Annotated in this window: 14 protein-coding genes; 7 read left to right on the forward strand and 7 right to left on the reverse strand. The window is 68.8% G+C overall.

Going from position 1 to position 15,661, the window contains the following annotated elements; genetic code table 11:
- Positions 1-232 precede the first annotated feature (232 nt).
- Both ACIA12_RS11825 and gcvT read right to left on the reverse strand, forming a co-directional pair.
- Complete coding sequence (locus tag ACIA12_RS11825; protein ID WP_396366898.1) at positions 233-1,480, reverse strand: BTAD domain-containing putative transcriptional regulator; 1,248 nt, start codon at positions 1,478-1,480, stop codon at positions 233-235.
- A 270-nt stretch (positions 1,481-1,750) separates the two neighbouring features.
- Positions 1,751-2,857: a glycine cleavage system aminomethyltransferase GcvT gene (gcvT, locus tag ACIA12_RS11830; protein WP_396366899.1), complete on the reverse strand. Its 1,107-nt coding sequence runs from the start codon at positions 2,855-2,857 to the stop codon at positions 1,751-1,753.
- Positions 2,858-3,013: 156 nt separating this feature from the next.
- On the opposite strand from gcvT, the gene ACIA12_RS11835 reads away from it, so the two are divergent.
- Positions 3,014-4,507, forward strand: coding sequence for a leucyl aminopeptidase (locus ACIA12_RS11835; RefSeq protein WP_396366900.1), 1,494 nt, complete (start codon positions 3,014-3,016; stop codon positions 4,505-4,507).
- Here the strand turns inward: ACIA12_RS11835 and ACIA12_RS11840 are convergent.
- A complete protein-coding gene (locus tag ACIA12_RS11840) occupies positions 4,504-4,824 on the reverse strand; it encodes a cupin domain-containing protein (RefSeq protein ID WP_396366901.1) in 321 nt (106 codons plus the stop codon). The genes ACIA12_RS11835 and ACIA12_RS11840 overlap by 4 nt on opposite strands.
- On the reverse strand, positions 4,821-5,504 hold the full coding sequence (locus tag ACIA12_RS11845; RefSeq protein WP_396366902.1) for a DUF2848 family protein: 684 nt from the start codon (positions 5,502-5,504) through the stop codon (positions 4,821-4,823). Before ACIA12_RS11845 ends, ACIA12_RS11840 begins: the two co-directional genes overlap by 4 nt.
- Before the next feature lie 88 nt (positions 5,505-5,592).
- Here ACIA12_RS11845 and ACIA12_RS11850 point away from each other — a divergent pair, with 88 nt between their 5' ends.
- Positions 5,593-6,945, forward strand: a complete 1,353-nt coding sequence (locus ACIA12_RS11850; protein WP_396366903.1) for an MFS transporter — start codon at positions 5,593-5,595, stop codon at positions 6,943-6,945.
- A gap of 1 nt (position 6,946) precedes the next feature.
- Here ACIA12_RS11850 and ACIA12_RS11855 read toward each other — a convergent pair whose 3' ends face one another.
- A complete protein-coding gene (locus ACIA12_RS11855) occupies positions 6,947-7,588 on the reverse strand; it encodes a GntR family transcriptional regulator (RefSeq protein ID WP_396366904.1) in 642 nt (213 codons plus the stop codon).
- Between the two features lie 29 nt (positions 7,589-7,617).
- On the opposite strand from ACIA12_RS11855, the gene ACIA12_RS11860 reads away from it, so the two are divergent.
- The gene (locus ACIA12_RS11860; protein WP_396366905.1) at positions 7,618-8,388 is read left to right on the forward strand and encodes a carbon-nitrogen hydrolase family protein; all 771 of its coding nucleotides are present in this window, start codon (positions 7,618-7,620) and stop codon (positions 8,386-8,388) included.
- A gap of 4 nt (positions 8,389-8,392) precedes the next feature.
- Here ACIA12_RS11860 and ACIA12_RS11865 read toward each other — a convergent pair whose 3' ends face one another.
- Positions 8,393-8,710, reverse strand: a complete 318-nt coding sequence (locus ACIA12_RS11865) for a hypothetical protein (RefSeq protein ID WP_396366906.1) — start codon at positions 8,708-8,710, stop codon at positions 8,393-8,395.
- Between the two features lie 135 nt (positions 8,711-8,845).
- Between ACIA12_RS11865 and lpdA the strand changes: the two genes are divergently transcribed.
- The 3 genes from lpdA to ACIA12_RS11880 all read left to right on the forward strand — a co-directional run bounded on the left by lpdA (position 8,846) and on the right by ACIA12_RS11880 (position 13,361).
- On the forward strand, positions 8,846-10,234 hold the full coding sequence (gene lpdA, locus ACIA12_RS11870) for a dihydrolipoyl dehydrogenase (RefSeq protein ID WP_396366907.1): 1,389 nt from the start codon (positions 8,846-8,848) through the stop codon (positions 10,232-10,234).
- Between the two features lie 121 nt (positions 10,235-10,355).
- Positions 10,356-12,371, forward strand: coding sequence for a 2-oxoglutarate dehydrogenase, E2 component, dihydrolipoamide succinyltransferase (gene sucB, locus ACIA12_RS11875; protein WP_396366908.1), 2,016 nt, complete (start codon positions 10,356-10,358; stop codon positions 12,369-12,371).
- Between the two features lie 102 nt (positions 12,372-12,473).
- Positions 12,474-13,361 (forward strand): TIGR01777 family oxidoreductase, encoded by an 888-nt coding sequence (locus ACIA12_RS11880; RefSeq protein WP_396366909.1) that lies wholly within the window; start codon positions 12,474-12,476, stop codon positions 13,359-13,361.
- 17 nt (positions 13,362-13,378) lie between these two features.
- On the opposite strand, the gene ACIA12_RS11885 is transcribed toward ACIA12_RS11880, so the two are convergent.
- On the reverse strand, positions 13,379-14,743 hold the full coding sequence (locus ACIA12_RS11885) for a protein kinase (protein ID WP_396366910.1): 1,365 nt from the start codon (positions 14,741-14,743) through the stop codon (positions 13,379-13,381).
- 120 nt (positions 14,744-14,863) lie between these two features.
- On the opposite strand from ACIA12_RS11885, the gene lipB reads away from it, so the two are divergent.
- Positions 14,864-15,583, forward strand: coding sequence for a lipoyl(octanoyl) transferase LipB (gene lipB, locus ACIA12_RS11890; RefSeq protein WP_396366911.1), 720 nt, complete (start codon positions 14,864-14,866; stop codon positions 15,581-15,583).
- Positions 15,584-15,661 lie beyond the last annotated feature (78 nt).

Here is a 15,661-nt window from a genome sequence, read left to right on the forward strand (position 1 = left end):
CCGACACTTCAGCGCCAAAACCAGCCGGTTCCGTGACCAGTGCACAAATCGTTACCCCAGGGCAGACCGGACCAGAACATTTGCCGCCAATAGTGACGCTCCGCGCCCGGCTCCTCGCCAAAAGCGTCGGCACAGCGCCGTCAGTGGCCCTGCTGTGCCAGGTCGTGACGGAGGGTGTCCGGCAGACTGCGGAATGGGATGCCTTGAAATTGTCACACTATTGCCGGTGAATTCATTCTGAATGGCTTTCCACCCGGCGAATCTCGCGATGAATGGCGTCTTCCAGACCCAGCAACGGATCGCGGGAAGTGGCAATGACCGCGCATCTGCCTTCGGCCGGCATCAGCGGCCGCAGCTGGCCGGCGTTCCGCACGTCGTCGAAGACCAGCAGAACCGCCCGGCCGGCCAAAGTGCTGCGGAGCAGGGACGACCGTTCCTCCAGCGAGTCGGGAAAGGTCTTCACCCCCAGCGACCGCAGGAGCCGCGCAAGGACGGTCGACGCGTCTCCGTTCATCTCTCGCAGCCGGACATGGAGCTGGCCATCCGGATACTCCTCAGCGAGCCGATGCGCGAGCCGCACGGCCAGCGCCGACTTCCCCACCCCTGCATCACCGTAGAGACACAGCACGTCGGGTACACCGTTTCCCTTGCGTGCCAGTACTTCGGACAGCTCGGCGAGGAGCTCGTCGCGACCGATGAGGAGCACTTCGTCGCCAGGGAGTTCCCGCGGACCGGTCTCGGGCGGAGTGAGGTTCAGCGATCGGTCCTGTCGCAGCATCGCCACCTGAAGATCGCGGACCTCCCGGCCAGGCTCGACGTCCAACTCCTCCCTCAGGTGACGCACCAGTTCGGCGTAGACGGCCAGCGCGTCCGCCTGTCGCCCCGACCGGTACAACGCCAGCATGCGTGCCGCTGCCAGCCCTTCGCGCGTTGGCTCGGCGCCGGTGAGCTCCGCTAGCTCCGGGAGCAGTTCCTGGTGCCGTCCCAGTGCTAACTCGGTCCGCAGCCGTTGCTCTTGGGCAGCCCACCGAGACTCATCGAGAGCGGCGCACAGTCGTTGGCGCACATCCTCGGAGGCGACGTCTGCCAGGGCAGGTCCGCGCCAGAGTGCCAGCGCCTCAACCAGTACCTCCCGGCGGCGCTCCAGATTCGGTAGTACCTGGGCCTGCTGGACCAGTGCGGTGAACTTCTCGACGTCGGTCCGGCCGGCGGTTCCCTCGAGCGCGTAGCCGCGGGCACCGGCCAATAGCTGGGCATCCGTCAGTACTGCGCGCAGCCGAGATGCATAGACCTGCAGTGCCCGCTTCGGGTTGCCCGGCTGCTCCTCGGGCCACAGCAATCCGATCAGCCGCTCGGTTGGTACTGCCTTTCCCGGCTCAAGCAACAGGACGGCGAGCAGCAACCGCTCCTGCCTCCGCTTGAGCTCTACCTTGCGGCCGTCCGCCCAGACCTCCACCGGACCCAGCAAGCGGTATTCCACCTGCGCAGGGTAACGCGGTGGTAGGCGCTGGGTAACAGGTTCGGCAGAGGCTGCGCGTATGCGCGCTTCGCGGAGTAACCCGGTGGTCCTGGTGACGGCATTGCTCGGGCTGGTGTCCAGCCTGCTCACACCTGTGCCGCAGCCAGAACGCGGGTGGTGCGTGAGTGCCCACGGAGTACAGGCTCACTGCCGCGGTACTGCGGCACCGCGGGTGCGGGCCGAACCCCGGGTCAGGACGACCGGGGTTCGCCGGCGGCGTACGGGCTGGGCTCAGCTCTCGCGGACGTGCACGGTGACGAACGGCGGCTTGACCACCTCGAAGGCCTCCTGCCGGCCACGGATGTCCACTGCGACCTGGTCGCCTTCCTTGACGGCCGCGTCGAGCAGCGCCAGGGCAATGCCCTTCTTCAGCGTCGGGGAGAAGGTGCCGGAGGTCACCTCACCCACTGCGGTGCCGGCGGGGTCGACGACCGTCATGTGAGGCCGCGGGATACCCCGGCCGACCGCACGGAGGCCGCGCAGGATCTTGGCCGGGCCGGCTTCCTTCTCCGCGCGCAGTGCCTGGTCGCCCCAGAAGTGCTCCTTCTTCCAGCCGACGGCCCAGCCAGAGCGCGCCTGGACCGGCGTGATCTCCGGCGAGATGTCCTGGCCGTGCAGCGGGTAGCCCATCTCGGTCCGGAGCGTGTCGCGAGCGCCCAGCCCGGCCGGTACGAGGTTGTACTGCTCCCCTGCCTTCAGCAGCGCGTCGAAGACGGCCACGGCAGCCTCGTTGGGCACGACCAGCTCATAGCCGCGCTCACCGGTGTAGCCGGTGCGGCAGACGACCACTGGACTACCTTCGAAGTCAGCCACGGTGAAGGACATGTAGTCGTGGCCGGTCGGCAGGCCGATCGCCTTGACGACCTCGTCGCTGTCGGTGCCCTGGACGGCCAGGATCGCGTAGTCGTCGTGGGTGTTGGTCACCACGACGCCGTCCGGCGCCTGCTCGGCGAGCCGGCGGACCACCTCGGCGGTGTTGGCCGCGTTCGGGATCAGGAACACGTCGTCGTCGGCGTGCAGGTACGCGATCAGGTCGTCGACCACGCCGCCGTCCTCGGCACAGCACAGCGTGTACTGCGCCTGGCCGGGGGCGATCTTGCCCAGGTCGTTGGTCAGGCAGGAGTTCACGTACGCCGCGGCGCCCGGGCCCTTGACCGTCGCCTTGCCGAGATGGCTCACGTCGAAGACCCCGACCGACGTCCGGACGGCGGTGTGTTCGGCGACCACCCCGCTGTACTCCAGCGGCATCTCCCAGCCGCCGAACTCGGCGAACTTGGCGCCGAGGGCGACGTGCCGCTCGTGCAACGGGGACTTCTTCAACGCCTGCGACTCGGTCATGCAGCGGAACTTACCGGACGCCGCGACCCGGCGATGCGGCCGACATCACCCGCTGGGAGTCGGATCACCCAGTTGTGACGCGTAGCATGCGGGGGCAGCATCTACGTACCGTCACGACCGGCACCTGCCACCCGGTCAAGGAGGACTGAGGATTTCGTGAGCACCATCACCCTGAGCAAGTCCGATCCGGCCGGCGTCAAGACCGACGTCCTGGTGATCGGCGTGGTCAAGCTCGACGGCGGCGTCACCCTGCCCGCCGGCACCGAGTCGCTGAACGCCGCGTACGGCGGGAAGCTGGTGGAGGTGCTGGCCGGCCTCGGCGCCACCGGCAAGGCCGGTGAGGTCACCAAGGTCCCCGGGCCGAAGCCGGGCAGGTCGGCCATCGTGATCGCCGTCGGCCTCGGCGCCGCGCCGGACGGAGCGCTGAAGACCGAGGACCTGCGGGTCGCCGCGGGAATCGGCGTGCGGGCCGCCAAGAACGGCCAGTCGATCGCGTTCGCGCTGCCGACGCCGGATGCCGAGTGCGTCCGGGCGATCGCCGAGGGCGCGCTGATCGGCCGGTACACCTTCAACGCCTACAAGTCCGAGGCGAGCACCGACGCGCCCGGCAACGTGATCGTGCTGACCGACCTGGCCCGCAACCGCGACGCCAAGGCGGCCCTGGAGCGCGCCGAGGTGACGGCCGACGCGGTCCACCAGGTCCGCGACTGGGTGAACACTCCCCCGTCCGACCTGCACCCGGCCGAGTTCGCCGCGCATGCGGTGAAGCTGGGCAAGGAGTACGGCGTCAAGGTCGAGGTACTGGACGAGAAGGCGCTCGCCAAGGGCGGGTACGGCGGCATCCTCGGCGTCGGTCAGGGCTCCACCAACCCGCCGCGGCTGGTCCGGCTGACCTACACGCCGAAGAAGCCGGTGACGCACCTGGCCTTCGTCGGCAAGGGCATCACCTTCGACTCGGGCGGCCTCTCGCTGAAGACCGCCAGCGGCATGATCAGCATGAAGTCCGACATGGCCGGCGCGGCCGCCGTGATCGCTGCCACGGTCGCGATCGCCCGGCTCGAACTGCCGGTCCAGGTGACCACGTACGCCGCGATGGCCGAGAACATGCCGTCCGGCTCGGCGGCCCGCCCGTCCGACGTGCTCACCATGTACGGCGGCAAGACGGTCGAGGTGCTCAACACCGACGCCGAAGGCCGCCTGGTGCTCGGTGACGCGCTGGTCCGCGCCTCCGAGGACCAGCCCGACCTGATCGTCGACGTGGCCACCCTGACCGGCGCGTGTGTCGTTGCCCTGGGCACCAAGGTGGCCGGCGCGTTCGCCAACACCGACGTCGCCCGTGACCGGGTGGTCGACGCCGCAGTCGCCGCCGGCGAGGCAATGTGGCCGCTGCCGATCCCGGCCGAGATGCTCGACAAGCTGCGCTCGCACTCGAAGATCGCCGACCTGGCGAACATCACCGGCGAGCCTTGGGGCGGCGCTCTGGCAGCAGCGGCCTTCCTTGGCGATTTCGTTGCTGAGGGCATCGATTGGGTGCACCTCGACGTAGCCGGCCCGGCTTTCAACGACGGCGGGCCGTCGGGCTACACGACCAGCGGTGGTACCGGGTACTCGGTCCGTACGCTGGTCGAGCTCGCCGCTGCTGCCAGCTAGTAACGGGTCTCCAGCATTGTGCAGCCCTCGTCGGTCCGGTACGGCCCATGTGGCATACCGGGTCGGCGAGCTGCGTAGTCCCCTGCAGTGAAGGTCTTGCCGAGGGTGAGGTCGGTCAACGAGCCTTCGAGCAGGTAGACCTCCTCGAAGTACTCGTGCCTGATCACCTCGTCGCCCGTGCTGGTGCCGGGTGCCCAGCGGGCGATCCTGGTCAGCATGCCGTCTTCGGCTCGGGTGAGGACGCGTTGGGTGATTCCTGGGCCGTCTTCCGTCCAGGGCACGTCGGCCGCTGGGAAGAACTCGTACTCGGCCTTCATTCCCAGGCCGCCGCGAGCTGCTCGACCGAGTAGACGATCCGGCTGGTCAGGCCGCGCGGGTCGGTCAGCTCGACCCGCCACGCGTCGGCGAACTGGTCGACGCCCGCGATCATCGGGATCGTCCCGCTGAGCACCACCGTGCCCGGCACCAGTCTCTTGCCGAGCTCCTTCACCCAGTACGACGGCGGCAGCAACTGGGCGAGCGTGCCGTCCTGGATCAGCTCCTCAGTGTCGCCGTGGCGCACCCAGGCCTTCAAGGTGAACTGGTCGAGCTCGCCCTCGATGGCTTTGAGTGGCCAGGCCACGTCGCCGAGCACATCAGGTGCTGACTGCTTGCTCCAGGCGACCCCGTGCACCTCGAGCGCCCGGTCGGTGTGATCGCACGCGACGGTCAGCAGCAGGTCATCCGGCCCGTCCCCCACGATCAGCGCCCACTCGGCCTCCCCCGAGGTCTTGCCGTGCGCCACCTGTACTACCTCCGGTCGGCTCACCAGGCTGGCCGACAGCGGGTAGAGGGTCGGGATCCGCTTCGGCGCGGGCACACCCAGCTCCGCCAGCTCGTCGACGTGGTGCTGGACCTGCTGGGTGTCACGGCCGGCGTACCCGGCATTGAGCGCATAGCGGACCTCGATCTCCCGCTCGGAGCCGTCCGGGAGCGTGAATCGCAGGGTCTGGGGCACGGGAACCTCCACTGAATTCGAGTCAGGGCTTGCGTGAACACGTTGTATACAGCAAGTATGGAGCAACGACGCGAGGAGGTCCACCCCGATGCCCACCCCCACCGCCCCCGCCGCCTCCAGCGGCCCCATTGGCTCAGCCGGCTCCACCGGTGATCGGCGCAGTCTGTACAAGGCGTTTGCCGCGAGCCTGTCCGGCACGTCGCTGGAGTGGTACGACTTCGCCGTCTACAGCTCCGCGGCCGCGCTGGTCTTCGGTGACCTGTTCTTCCCGGGCAGCGAGCCGTTGACCGGGACACTGCAGGCCTTCGGCACGTACGCCGTCGGCTATATCGCCCGGCCGCTCGGCGGCATCGTCTTCGGCCGGCTGGGCGACGTGATCGGCCGCAAGAAGGTACTGGTCGCCACCCTGCTGCTGATCGGCATCGCTACCTTCTTCATCGGGCTCCTGCCGACACATGCGCAGGCCGGTGCGCTTGCACCGACTCTGCTGGTGTTCCTGCGGTTCATCCAGGGCGTGGGAGTTGGTGGTGAGTGGGGTGGAGCGGTCCTGCTGAGCAGTGAGTTCAGCCAGGCCGGGCAGCGGGGCTTCTGGGCCTCTGCCGCTCAGGTGGGTCCGCCGCTCGGCACGTTGATGGCGAACGGCGTACTGGCGGTACTGGCCGGGTTGCTGTCCGAGGATCAGTTCTTGAGCTGGGGTTGGCGGGTTGCGTTCCTCTTGTCCGCAGTACTGGTTGCCTTCGGGCTGCTGATCCGGACGAAGCTGGAGGAGACTCCGGTGTTCAAGGAGCTGGAGGCTCGTGGGGACCGGCCGACCGCGCCGGTGACGGAGGTACTGCGGACGCAGACGCGCGGGCTCGTCGCGGCAATCCTGTCGCGGGTGGGACCGGACGTGCTCTATGCGATGTTCGCCGTCTTCGTGCTGACCTATGCGACCAAGAATCTGGGGATGAGTCGAGGACAGGCCGTGACGGCGGTCCTGGTCGGGTCTGCTTTCCAGGTAGGGCTGATTCCCTTGTCTGGTTGGCTTTCCGATCGGTACGGGCGGCGGCTGATCTACGGGATCGGCGCGGTCGGCGGGGCGATCTGGAGTGTGGTGTTCTTCGCGATGGCGTCTTCGCTGGCCACTGTGCTGCCGGGTGTGGTGATCGGGCTGGTGTTCCACTCGCTTATGTACGGACCGCAGGCTGCGTTTGTGTCGGAGCAGTTCACGGCACGGCTGCGGTACACGGGTAGCTCACTCGCGTACACGTTCGCCGGGATCATCGGGGGCGCGCTGGCGCCGCTGGCCTTCACCTACTTCCTGGCGAAGACCGGTACCGGCTATGTGATCGCGTTGTACATCGTGGTGGCCTGTGCCGTCACCCTGGTCGGCTTGCGGCTGGGGCGGGCGGTACAGGACGAAGAGGTGCAGGACTCTGCTGTCGCTGTCAGCCCTGCATGAGTCAGCCCTGCATGAGGATGGAGCCGGTGGTGTCGAGGTGGCGGAGGATCGCTTGTTCGGCCTCGGTCGCATCACCCGAGGCGAGGCCGTCGACGATCGCCTGGTGTTCGGCCAGTACGTCCTGGCGCCTAGTGGTGCTCCGCTGCAACGCCACTACTCCCAGGAGCACGTGGCGAGCACGCAGGCTCTCGTACAGCCGGCCCAGCACGGTGTTGCCGGCTGCTTCCACCAGCAGCGCGTGGAACTGGCTGTCGAGCTCGATGAACTCCTTGGCGTCGCCCGCCTCGACTATGGCCCGCTGCTGGTCGAGCACCGCGGACATGGCGTCCACCGGCGCGCCGTCTGACGAGGCCAGGCAGGTGGTGGCGGCCCAGGACTCGATGACGCCGCGGGCCTGCATCATCTCGGCGATCTCCCGGCCGGGCAGGGGTGCGACGAACGCTCCTCGGTGCGGGACCAGTTGCACCAGGTCTTCCGCGGCCAGCATGAGCAGGGCCTCTCGGACCGGAGTACGGGAGATTCCGACCTCGGTCGCGACGGCCTGCTCGTTGATGAACGTCCCGGAGACCGCTGGATCGCTCAGCACGGTCCCACGCAGGTACTGGTAGGCACGGTCCCGGCCGGAGTCCCCACTCAATTGCATACTCAATGTATACAGCCTATGGAGGGTTCATGACATCCCTGCGCGTCGCGGCCGCCCAGATCAGCACCGGCCCGGACCCAGTGGCCAATCTAGCCACCGCCACTGAAGCAGTACGCCGTGCCGCCGATGCCGGCGCCGCCCTGGTCGCCCTCCCCGAGGCGACCCTGGCCGCCTTCGGCACCGACCTGCGAGCCGTCGCCGAGCCCCTGGACGGCCCATTCGCCACCGCCCTGCGCAAACTGGCCGCCGACCTCTCCATCGTCATCATCGCCGGCCTCTTCGAACCGTCCGACGACGGCCGAGTCCACAACACCCTCCTGGCCACCGGCCCCGGAGTAGAGGCCTCCTACCGCAAGATCCACCTCTACGACGCCTTCGGCTCCCGCGAGTCCGACCTGGTCGCCCCCGGCAAAGACCTGGTGACCTTCGAACTGAACGACATCCAAGTCGGCCTGGCCACCTGCTACGACCTACGCTTCGCCGCCCAGTTCACCGCCCTGGGCCGAGCCGGAGCAGAACTGATCGTCGTACCAGCCTCCTGGGGCGCCGGCCCCGGCAAAGAAGAGCAGTGGGACCTGCTGACCCGAGCCCGAGCATCCGACGCCCAATCCTGGCTGCTTGCCTGCGACCAGTCCTGGACTCCGCCGGTCGGTACAGACCCGCTCGGTATCGGCCGCAGCGCGCTGATCGATCCGCTGGGGCACACCCGCGCTCGGCTGGCCGCGGAGGCCGACCTACTGGTGGGCACCGTGGACACCGAACTCGCGGGCGCTGTCAGAGCCCGCGTGCCCATCCTCTGAAGGGTTAGGCGAGGCCGTTCTTTTTCATGCGGGCGTTGTATTCGCGCATGCGGGGTGGGTAGCCGACCACGGCGGCGTCGTAGGAGGGGACGCCCATCTTGTTGGCGAACTGGTGGGCCCATTGGACCGAGGGGACGCGGCGGCGGGTCCATTCGCCGTCGATGGCTACCAGTAGCAGGGTGTAGTCCGTCACCGCGGTGCGCGGCTCGACGAAACCCTCGACGCCCTGCCGCGTCTGGGCGAACTCCCGCAGGTGCGCCTGGTCGGGCGTGTCCGACTTGCGCATCGTGCCCGGCTTCTGCCGGCGACCGAACCACTTCATGGGAGCAAGTGTCCACTATTCCGGCAAATCCGGCCCGGAGGCGACCCGGACCGCCGACGGTGACAAGATGACGCCCGGGCCGGAACTCCGCGATCCGGGGCCGCCCGCCGACCTTGACGCCCCACGGAGGAACTCGTGACGAACACGGCAGACAGCAGCACGACGTACGACCTGTTGATCCTCGGCGGAGGCAGTGGTGGCTATGCCGCCGCGCTGCGGGCCGCAGTACTGGGGATGTCGGTCGCACTGGTGGAGAAGGACAAGCTCGGCGGCACCTGCCTGCACCGTGGCTGCATCCCGACCAAGGCTCTGCTGCATGCCGCCGAGGTGGCCGACTCGGCCCGCGAGGGCGAGCAGTTCGGCGTCCGGACGACGCTCGAGGGTGTCGACATGGGCGGCGTGAACAAGTACAAGGACGGTGTCGTCGACCGGCTCTTCAAGGGCCTGCAGGGGCAGATCAAGTCCCGCGGCATCACCGTGATCGAGGGCGAGGGACGACTGACCTCGCCGACCACGGTCGCGGTCAACGGCACGACGTACACCGGCAAGAACGTCATCATCGCCTCCGGCTCGTACTCCCGCTCGCTGCCCGGGCTGGAACTCGACGGCAACCGGGTGATCGCGAGTGAGCACGCGCTGACGCTGGACCGGGTGCCCGAGTCCGCGGTGATCCTCGGCGGCGGCGTGATCGGCGTCGAGTTCGCCAGCGCCTGGACCTCGTTCGGCACCAAGGTGACGATCGTCGAGGCGCTGCCCCGGCTGGTACCGGCCGAGGACGCCGACTGCAGCAAGACGCTCGAGCGTGCGTTCCGAAAGCGCAAGATCAACTTCAAGACCGGTACTCCGTTCGAGTCCGTCGACACCCACGACAACGGGGTCCGGGTCACCGTCGCCGGTGGCGAGGTGATCGAGGCCGAGGTGCTGCTGGTCGCGGTCGGCCGCGGGCCGAACACGGCCGGGATCGGGTACGAGGAGGTCGGGATCGCGCTCGACCGCGGCTTCGTCACCGTCGACGCGCACCTGCAGACCAGCGTGCCGGGCGTCTACGCGGTCGGCGACATCGTGCCCGGCCTGCAGCTCGCGCACCGCGGCTTCCAGCAGGGCATCTTCGTCGCCGAGCACCTCGCCGGGCTGAACCCGGCCCCGATCGACGAGCTCGGCATCCCACGCGTCACCTACTCCGAGCCCGAGGTCGCCTCCGTCGGCCTGACCGAGGAGCAGGCCAAGGCGAAGTACGGCGAGGTCGAGATCCTCAACTACAACCTCGGCGGCAACGGCAAGAGCCAGATCCTGAAGACCCAGGGCTTCGTGAAGCTGGTCCGGGCCAAGGACGGCGCCGTGGTCGGCCTGCACATGGTCGGATCCCGGGTCGGCGAGCTGATCGGCGAGGCGCAGCTGATCTACAACTGGGAGGCCTTCCCCGCCGACGTCGCGCCGCTGGTGCACGCCCACCCGACCCAGAACGAGGCCCTCGGCGAGGCGCACATGGCGCTGGCCGGCAAGCCTCTGCACTTTCATGAATAAACACAGGCACGAATAGATTCTGACCGTCCCTGCCGGCGGGTCCTGCTGACCCAGATCCCGCCGGTTCGGGCGGCACCGTAGGCTGAACTCGAACCGAATAGACGAAGGAGCAACGACCGTCATGCCGACCTCTGTATCCCTGCCGGCCCTCGGGGAGAGCGTCACCGAAGGAACCGTCACCCGCTGGCTCAAGCAGGTCGGTGACACGGTTGCTGTCGACGAGCCCCTGCTGGAGGTCTCGACCGACAAGGTCGACACCGAGATCCCCTCCCCCGTGGCCGGCACTCTCCTGGAGATCAAGGCCGCCGAGGACGAAACCGTCGAGGTAGGCGCCGAACTGGCGGTCATCGGCGACGCCGGCGAATCCACCGGCTCCGACAGCTCGTCCAACGGCCAGGCTGCCCCTGCCGAGGAGGCCCCCGCTCAGAAGGCTCCGGCTGAGGAGGCCCCGGCTGAGGAGGCCCCAGCCGCACCTGCCGCCGAAGCCCCGGCTCAGGAGGCACCTGCTGCTGAGGCCGCACCGGCTCCGGCCGCGCAGGAAGCCCCGGCCCAAGCCGCTCCGGCCGCCTCTGGTGGTTCCAGCTCCGGTACTTCGGTAACGCTGCCTGCGCTGGGTGAGAGTGTTACTGAGGGCACGGTGACCCGCTGGCTGAAGCAGGTCGGCGACGACGTGGCCGTCGACGAGCCGCTCCTCGAGGTCTCCACCGACAAGGTCGACACCGAGATCCCCTCCCCAGTGGCCGGCAAGCTGCTGGAGATCAAGGTCGCCGAAGACGAAACCGTCGAGGTAGGCGCCGAACTCGCCATCGTCGGCTCGGGCGACGCAGCCCCCGCCGCCTCAGCTCCGTCCCAGTCGGCCCCCTCCAACGAGCAGGCCACCCAGCAGGCCGAGCAGGCACCCGCTCAGCAGGCCGAGCAGGCACCCGCCGCAGCTCCGGCTCCGCAGGCAGCCCAGGCTCCCGCTGCCCAGGCTCCGGCCGCGCAGGCACCCGCACCGCAGGCACCGCCCGCGCAAGCACCGGCCCCGCAGTCGGCACCCGCGGCCCAGGCTCCGACCAACCAGGCACCCGCACCGCAGGCTCCGGCTGCCCAGGCACCGCAGCAGTCGGCTCCCGCGCCTCAGGCGGCGCAGCCTGCGGCTCAGGCGCCGGCTCCGCAGGGCGGACAGGCTCCGGCCGCGTCGTCGAACGGGTCTTCGTCAGAGGGCCCGAACTACGTCACCCCCCTCGTCCGCAAGCTGGCGACTGAGCACTCGGTCGACCTGGGCAGCGTCCAGGGCACCGGCGTCGGTGGCCGCATCCGCAAGCAGGACGTGCTCGCCGCTGCCGAGGCCCAGAAGGCCGCGGCCGCAGCAGCTCCGGCAGCTGCCGCAGCGCCGGCCTCCGCGTCCGCCCCCGCGGCGAAGACGGCAGCGCCGGTCAGCCCGCTGCGCGGCACGACCGAGAAGATGAGCCGGATCCGCAAGGCCATCGCCAGCCACATGGTCAACTCGCTGCACGTGTCGGCGCAGCTGACCACCGTGGTCGAGGTCGACGTCACCGAGATCTCCAAGCTCCGGAACGCGAAGAAGGCCGAGTTCGAGGCCCGCGAGGGCGTCAAGCTGTCCTTCCTGCCGTTCTTCGCGCTCGCCGCGGTGGACGCGCTGAAGCAGTACCCGAAGCTGAACGCCTCGATCAACGACGAGGCCGGCGAGGTCACCTACCACGCCGCCGAGCACCTGGGCATCGCCGTGGACGCCGAGAAGGGCCTGATGGTCCCGGTCGTGCACAACGCCGGTGACCTGAACATCGCCGGCCTGGCCAAGAAGATCGCCGACCTGGCCGCCCGGGTCCGCACCAACAAGGTGCTGCCGGACGAGATGGCGGGCGGCACCTTCACGATCACCAACACCGGCAGCCGGGGCGCGCTGTTCGACACCCCGATCCTGAACCAGCCGCAGGTCGGCATGCTCGGGACCGGCTCGGTCGTCAAGCGCCCGGTCGTCATCACCCACCCGGAGCTCGGCGAGACGATCGCGATCCGGCAGATGGTCTACCTGGCGCTGACCTACGACCACCGCTTGGTCGACGGCGCCGACGCGGCCCGCTACCTGACCGCGGTCAAGCAGCGGCTCGAGGAAGCCCAGTTCGACGTCTGATCCGGCAACGGATGCAAGGAGCAGAGGCCGCCGCCCCGGCCTGACCGATTCGACCAAGGTCAGGCCGGCCGCGGCCGGCCTGGGAAGCCGGAGCTGTGACTCGTGAAATATGTGCTCGCCGGTTCGTCCGGCTTCCTCGGCAAGGCATTGGCGCGGGACCTGCTGGCCGGCGGCCACCAGGTCGTCCGGCTGGTACGGCGTGAGCCGTCCCAGCCGAGCGAGGTCCGGTGGGACCCCGCGCGTGGACAGTTGGATCCCTCCGCTCTGGAGAACGCCGACGTCCTGATCAACCTGGCCGGCGCGAACATCGGCCGGCCGTGGACCCCGAAGTACCGGAATGCGATCCGGGAGAGCCGGGTCAGTACGACCGCCACGCTGGCCGAGGCCGCCACGCGGCTCGAGCGGCCGCCGGTGTTCATGAGCCAGAGCGGTATCGGTGGCTACGGCAAGGACTGTGGCGATCAGATCCTCACCGAGGAGTCCGAACTCGGCGATGGGTTCCTGGCCGAGGTGGTGCGGGTCTGGGAAGGCGCTGCCGACCCGGCGCGCGAGGCCGGTTGCCGGGTCATCGCGTTGCGCACGGGCGTCGTACTCGACCGCTCGGCGCCCGCGTTTCAGTTGCTCTCGTTGCCATTCCGGGTGGGCTTCGGTGGACGGCTCGGCTCTGGCAAGCAGTACTTCCCGGTGGTCTCGCTGGCCGACTGGCTCGGCGCGGTCCGGCACTGCGCCGAAAACGACCAGGTCTCCGGGCCGGTGAACGTCACGCTGCCGGAGCCCACCACCAACCAGGAGTTCACGAAGGCCCTGGGTGCTGCACTGCACCGACCGACGCTGCTGCCGGTCCCGTCGTTCGTCCTTACCACTGTGCTGGGCGAGTTCGCCTGGGAGTTGATCGGCAGCAAGCGCGCACTCCCCAACGCACTGCTCTCTTCCTCCTACACCTTCAAACACCCCACAGCAGAAACCGCGCTGCAGTCCGCCCTCGCGTAACGGACGCTTCTGGCTGGTCATGCTTTGGCTATCGCGGAGATGCGCCAGGTGGTGGCGGCTGCCGTCAAGGTGACTCGGCGGGTGGTCGGTTTGCCTGGTGGGAAGGTTGTTCGTTGGCCGGCCGGGTTGACTGCCACGCCGGCGACGAAGCGGTCGACTACTCGTAGTACGACCGTTGTCTTGCCTGGGGTTTCCACGGTCACGGACTGGATCTGGAGGCGGAGTCCTTCGATGCGGAGTTGCTGCTTTCGGTAGGAGGACAGGAGCTCGCGGTCGGCGGACCAGGGTGAGCTGCCGGGGACGTAGACGGCGTTCAGCTCAGTGGGGTCGAGCGTGGCGAAGGCGCGGGAGCGGCGTACATCCAAAGCCTGCAAGGTCTGCAACCACTTCCTGCTGTCCGCGGTCCGGGTCGAGTGAACTGCTGGACTGCGCGGTGGAGTCGCTGGAGTGGGCGGTTGAGTTGCCGGCTGGTGTGGGGTGGTTGGCCGGGTGGGCTGGTCTGCGGCGGCGGTGGAGTTGGTGGCTGGGTGACCGAGGACGCCGACGGCTGCCAGGCCGATGACCAGGGTTGTCACCGCACCCGCTCCGCAGGCCGCGAGGATGCCGTAGGCGGCGCGTTTGGTGCGCAGGAACTTCAGTGCGGATTGGCGGGTGCCGCCGCGCTTTGGGGTTGGTGGCTGAGGTCGCCGGAGGCTCAAGGCAGGAGGCGTAGCGGGCGAAGGTGGGCTTGGCGTGGCGGGCTCGGGGTCCTGGGTGAAGTTGAGGGAGATGGGGAGTGGGGTCGCCCGGTGGAGGGTTTGCTGGGCCAGGAGAGCTGCGGTGGTGGTGAAGAGGGATGAGGGAAAGGTCTTCGGGGTGCCGCCGGCCTGATGAGCGATGGCGCCCAGGGCTGCGAGGTCGGCTTCGGGGGTGCTGGGCGGCGTCAGGGCACGGAGGCCGGCATCGGTGATGACAGGGCGGCCGTCGGCGTCGAACATGATGTCGTTGAGGTCCAGGTGACCGTGGGTGAGACCGCTCTGGTGCAAGGCGGACAGGCCTTGGGCCAACGGGCTGATGAGGGTCACCAGTTCGCCTGGCGAGAGCGTGCCGCGGCGCTCGAGCAGGGACGTGAGCGTGCCGGCAGCGACGTACTGGCTGAAGAGGAGCCACTCTCGGTCGGACTGTCTGACCTCGAGCAGGCGGGCGATGTGCGGATGGTCGATGGTGCGGACGAGGTCGAGGTCGCCGATGAACTCGTTCGGCGCCAGGACTGCGGTTTTCGGGATGCGTTTGAGCACAGCGTGCCGCCCGGTGGCCAGGTCCCGGAGCAGCCAGACGGTACCGGCCGAGCCAGACCCGAGCCCACGGCGCAAGCTGTAGCCGGAGATGTCTTCGGATTCCATACCCAAGAGAGTGCCCGGATCGGCGCCGGCGCCCCGGAAGTTATCCACAGCCACCGCCGGGACCGGGGTCCTGTGGATGGCGGCGAACGGTCGCGGGAGCGGCCGCCTACACTCGAAGGCGTGAGGGCTATCAAGTATGTGGAGGCCGGTTTCGGCGCTGACGCGGTTGACTACGAGACGGCCTGGGCCGAGCAACGACGGCTGCACGCGCAGGTTGCCGAAGGCACCGGGCCCGACACGGTCATCATGCTGGAGCACCCGCCGGTCTACACCGCCGGCAAGCGCACCGAGCCACACGAGCGACCAGTGGACGGTACGCCGGTGGTCGACGTCGACCGCGGCGGCAAGATCACCTGGCACGGACCCGGCCAACTGGTGGGGTATCCGATCGTCAAGCTGGCCTCACACGTGTACGTCGTGGACTACGTGCGCCGGCTGGAAGAGGCGCTGATCGCGGTCTGCGGTGAGCTCGGCGTACGGACCGGGCGGGTCAAGGGCCGCAGCGGCGTCTGGGTGCCGGCCGACGAGCGCGGGCGGGAGCGGAAGATCGCGGCGATCGGGATCCGGGTGGCGCAGAGCGTCACGATGCACGGGTTCGCGCTGAACTGCGACAACGACCTGACCTGGTTCGACCGGATCGTGCCGTGCGGGATCGCCGATGCCGACGTGACGACGCTGTCAAAGGAGCTCGGCCGGGACGTGTCCATCGCCGAGGTGCTCGAGCCGGTCCGGCGGCACCTGGATGTGCTGCTGTCCTGGCAGGAGTACGAGCGCACACCGGACCTCGATCACCAAGACGACCCGGCGCCGACCGGTATCACGTACGGCCTCACGGTCTGACCGCACGGAGCGGACCGTACGGCCTGATCGTCTGACGGCCCGGGGCGAACGTTCCGCCTGATCGCTTGCTCGCGCGGG

This window comes from Kribbella sp. NPDC051620, from assembly GCF_044453825.1.
In the GTDB taxonomy this organism is placed as follows: Bacteria; Actinomycetota; Actinomycetes; order Propionibacteriales; family Kribbellaceae; genus Kribbella.

Excerpts from the sequence above, each read along its gene's own strand:
- ACIA12_RS11865 (WP_396366906.1), bottom strand. The coding sequence starts at position 8,710 with ATGAAGTGGTTCGGTCGCCGGCAGAAGCCGGGCACGATGCGCAAGTCG.
- ACIA12_RS11855 (WP_396366904.1), bottom strand. The coding sequence starts at position 7,588 with ATGCAATTGAGTGGGGACTCCGGCCGGGACCGTGCCTACCAGTACCTG.
- sucB (WP_396366908.1), top strand. The coding sequence starts at position 10,356 with ATGCCGACCTCTGTATCCCTGCCGGCCCTCGGGGAGAGCGTCACCGAA.
- ACIA12_RS11850 (WP_396366903.1), top strand. The coding sequence starts at position 5,593 with ATGCCCACCCCCACCGCCCCCGCCGCCTCCAGCGGCCCCATTGGCTCA.
- ACIA12_RS11860 (WP_396366905.1), top strand. The coding sequence starts at position 7,618 with ATGACATCCCTGCGCGTCGCGGCCGCCCAGATCAGCACCGGCCCGGAC.
- gcvT (WP_396366899.1), bottom strand. The coding sequence starts at position 2,857 with ATGACCGAGTCGCAGGCGTTGAAGAAGTCCCCGTTGCACGAGCGGCAC.
- ACIA12_RS11840 (WP_396366901.1), bottom strand. The coding sequence starts at position 4,824 with ATGAAGGCCGAGTACGAGTTCTTCCCAGCGGCCGACGTGCCCTGGACG.
- ACIA12_RS11885 (WP_396366910.1), bottom strand. The coding sequence starts at position 14,743 with ATGGAATCCGAAGACATCTCCGGCTACAGCTTGCGCCGTGGGCTCGGG.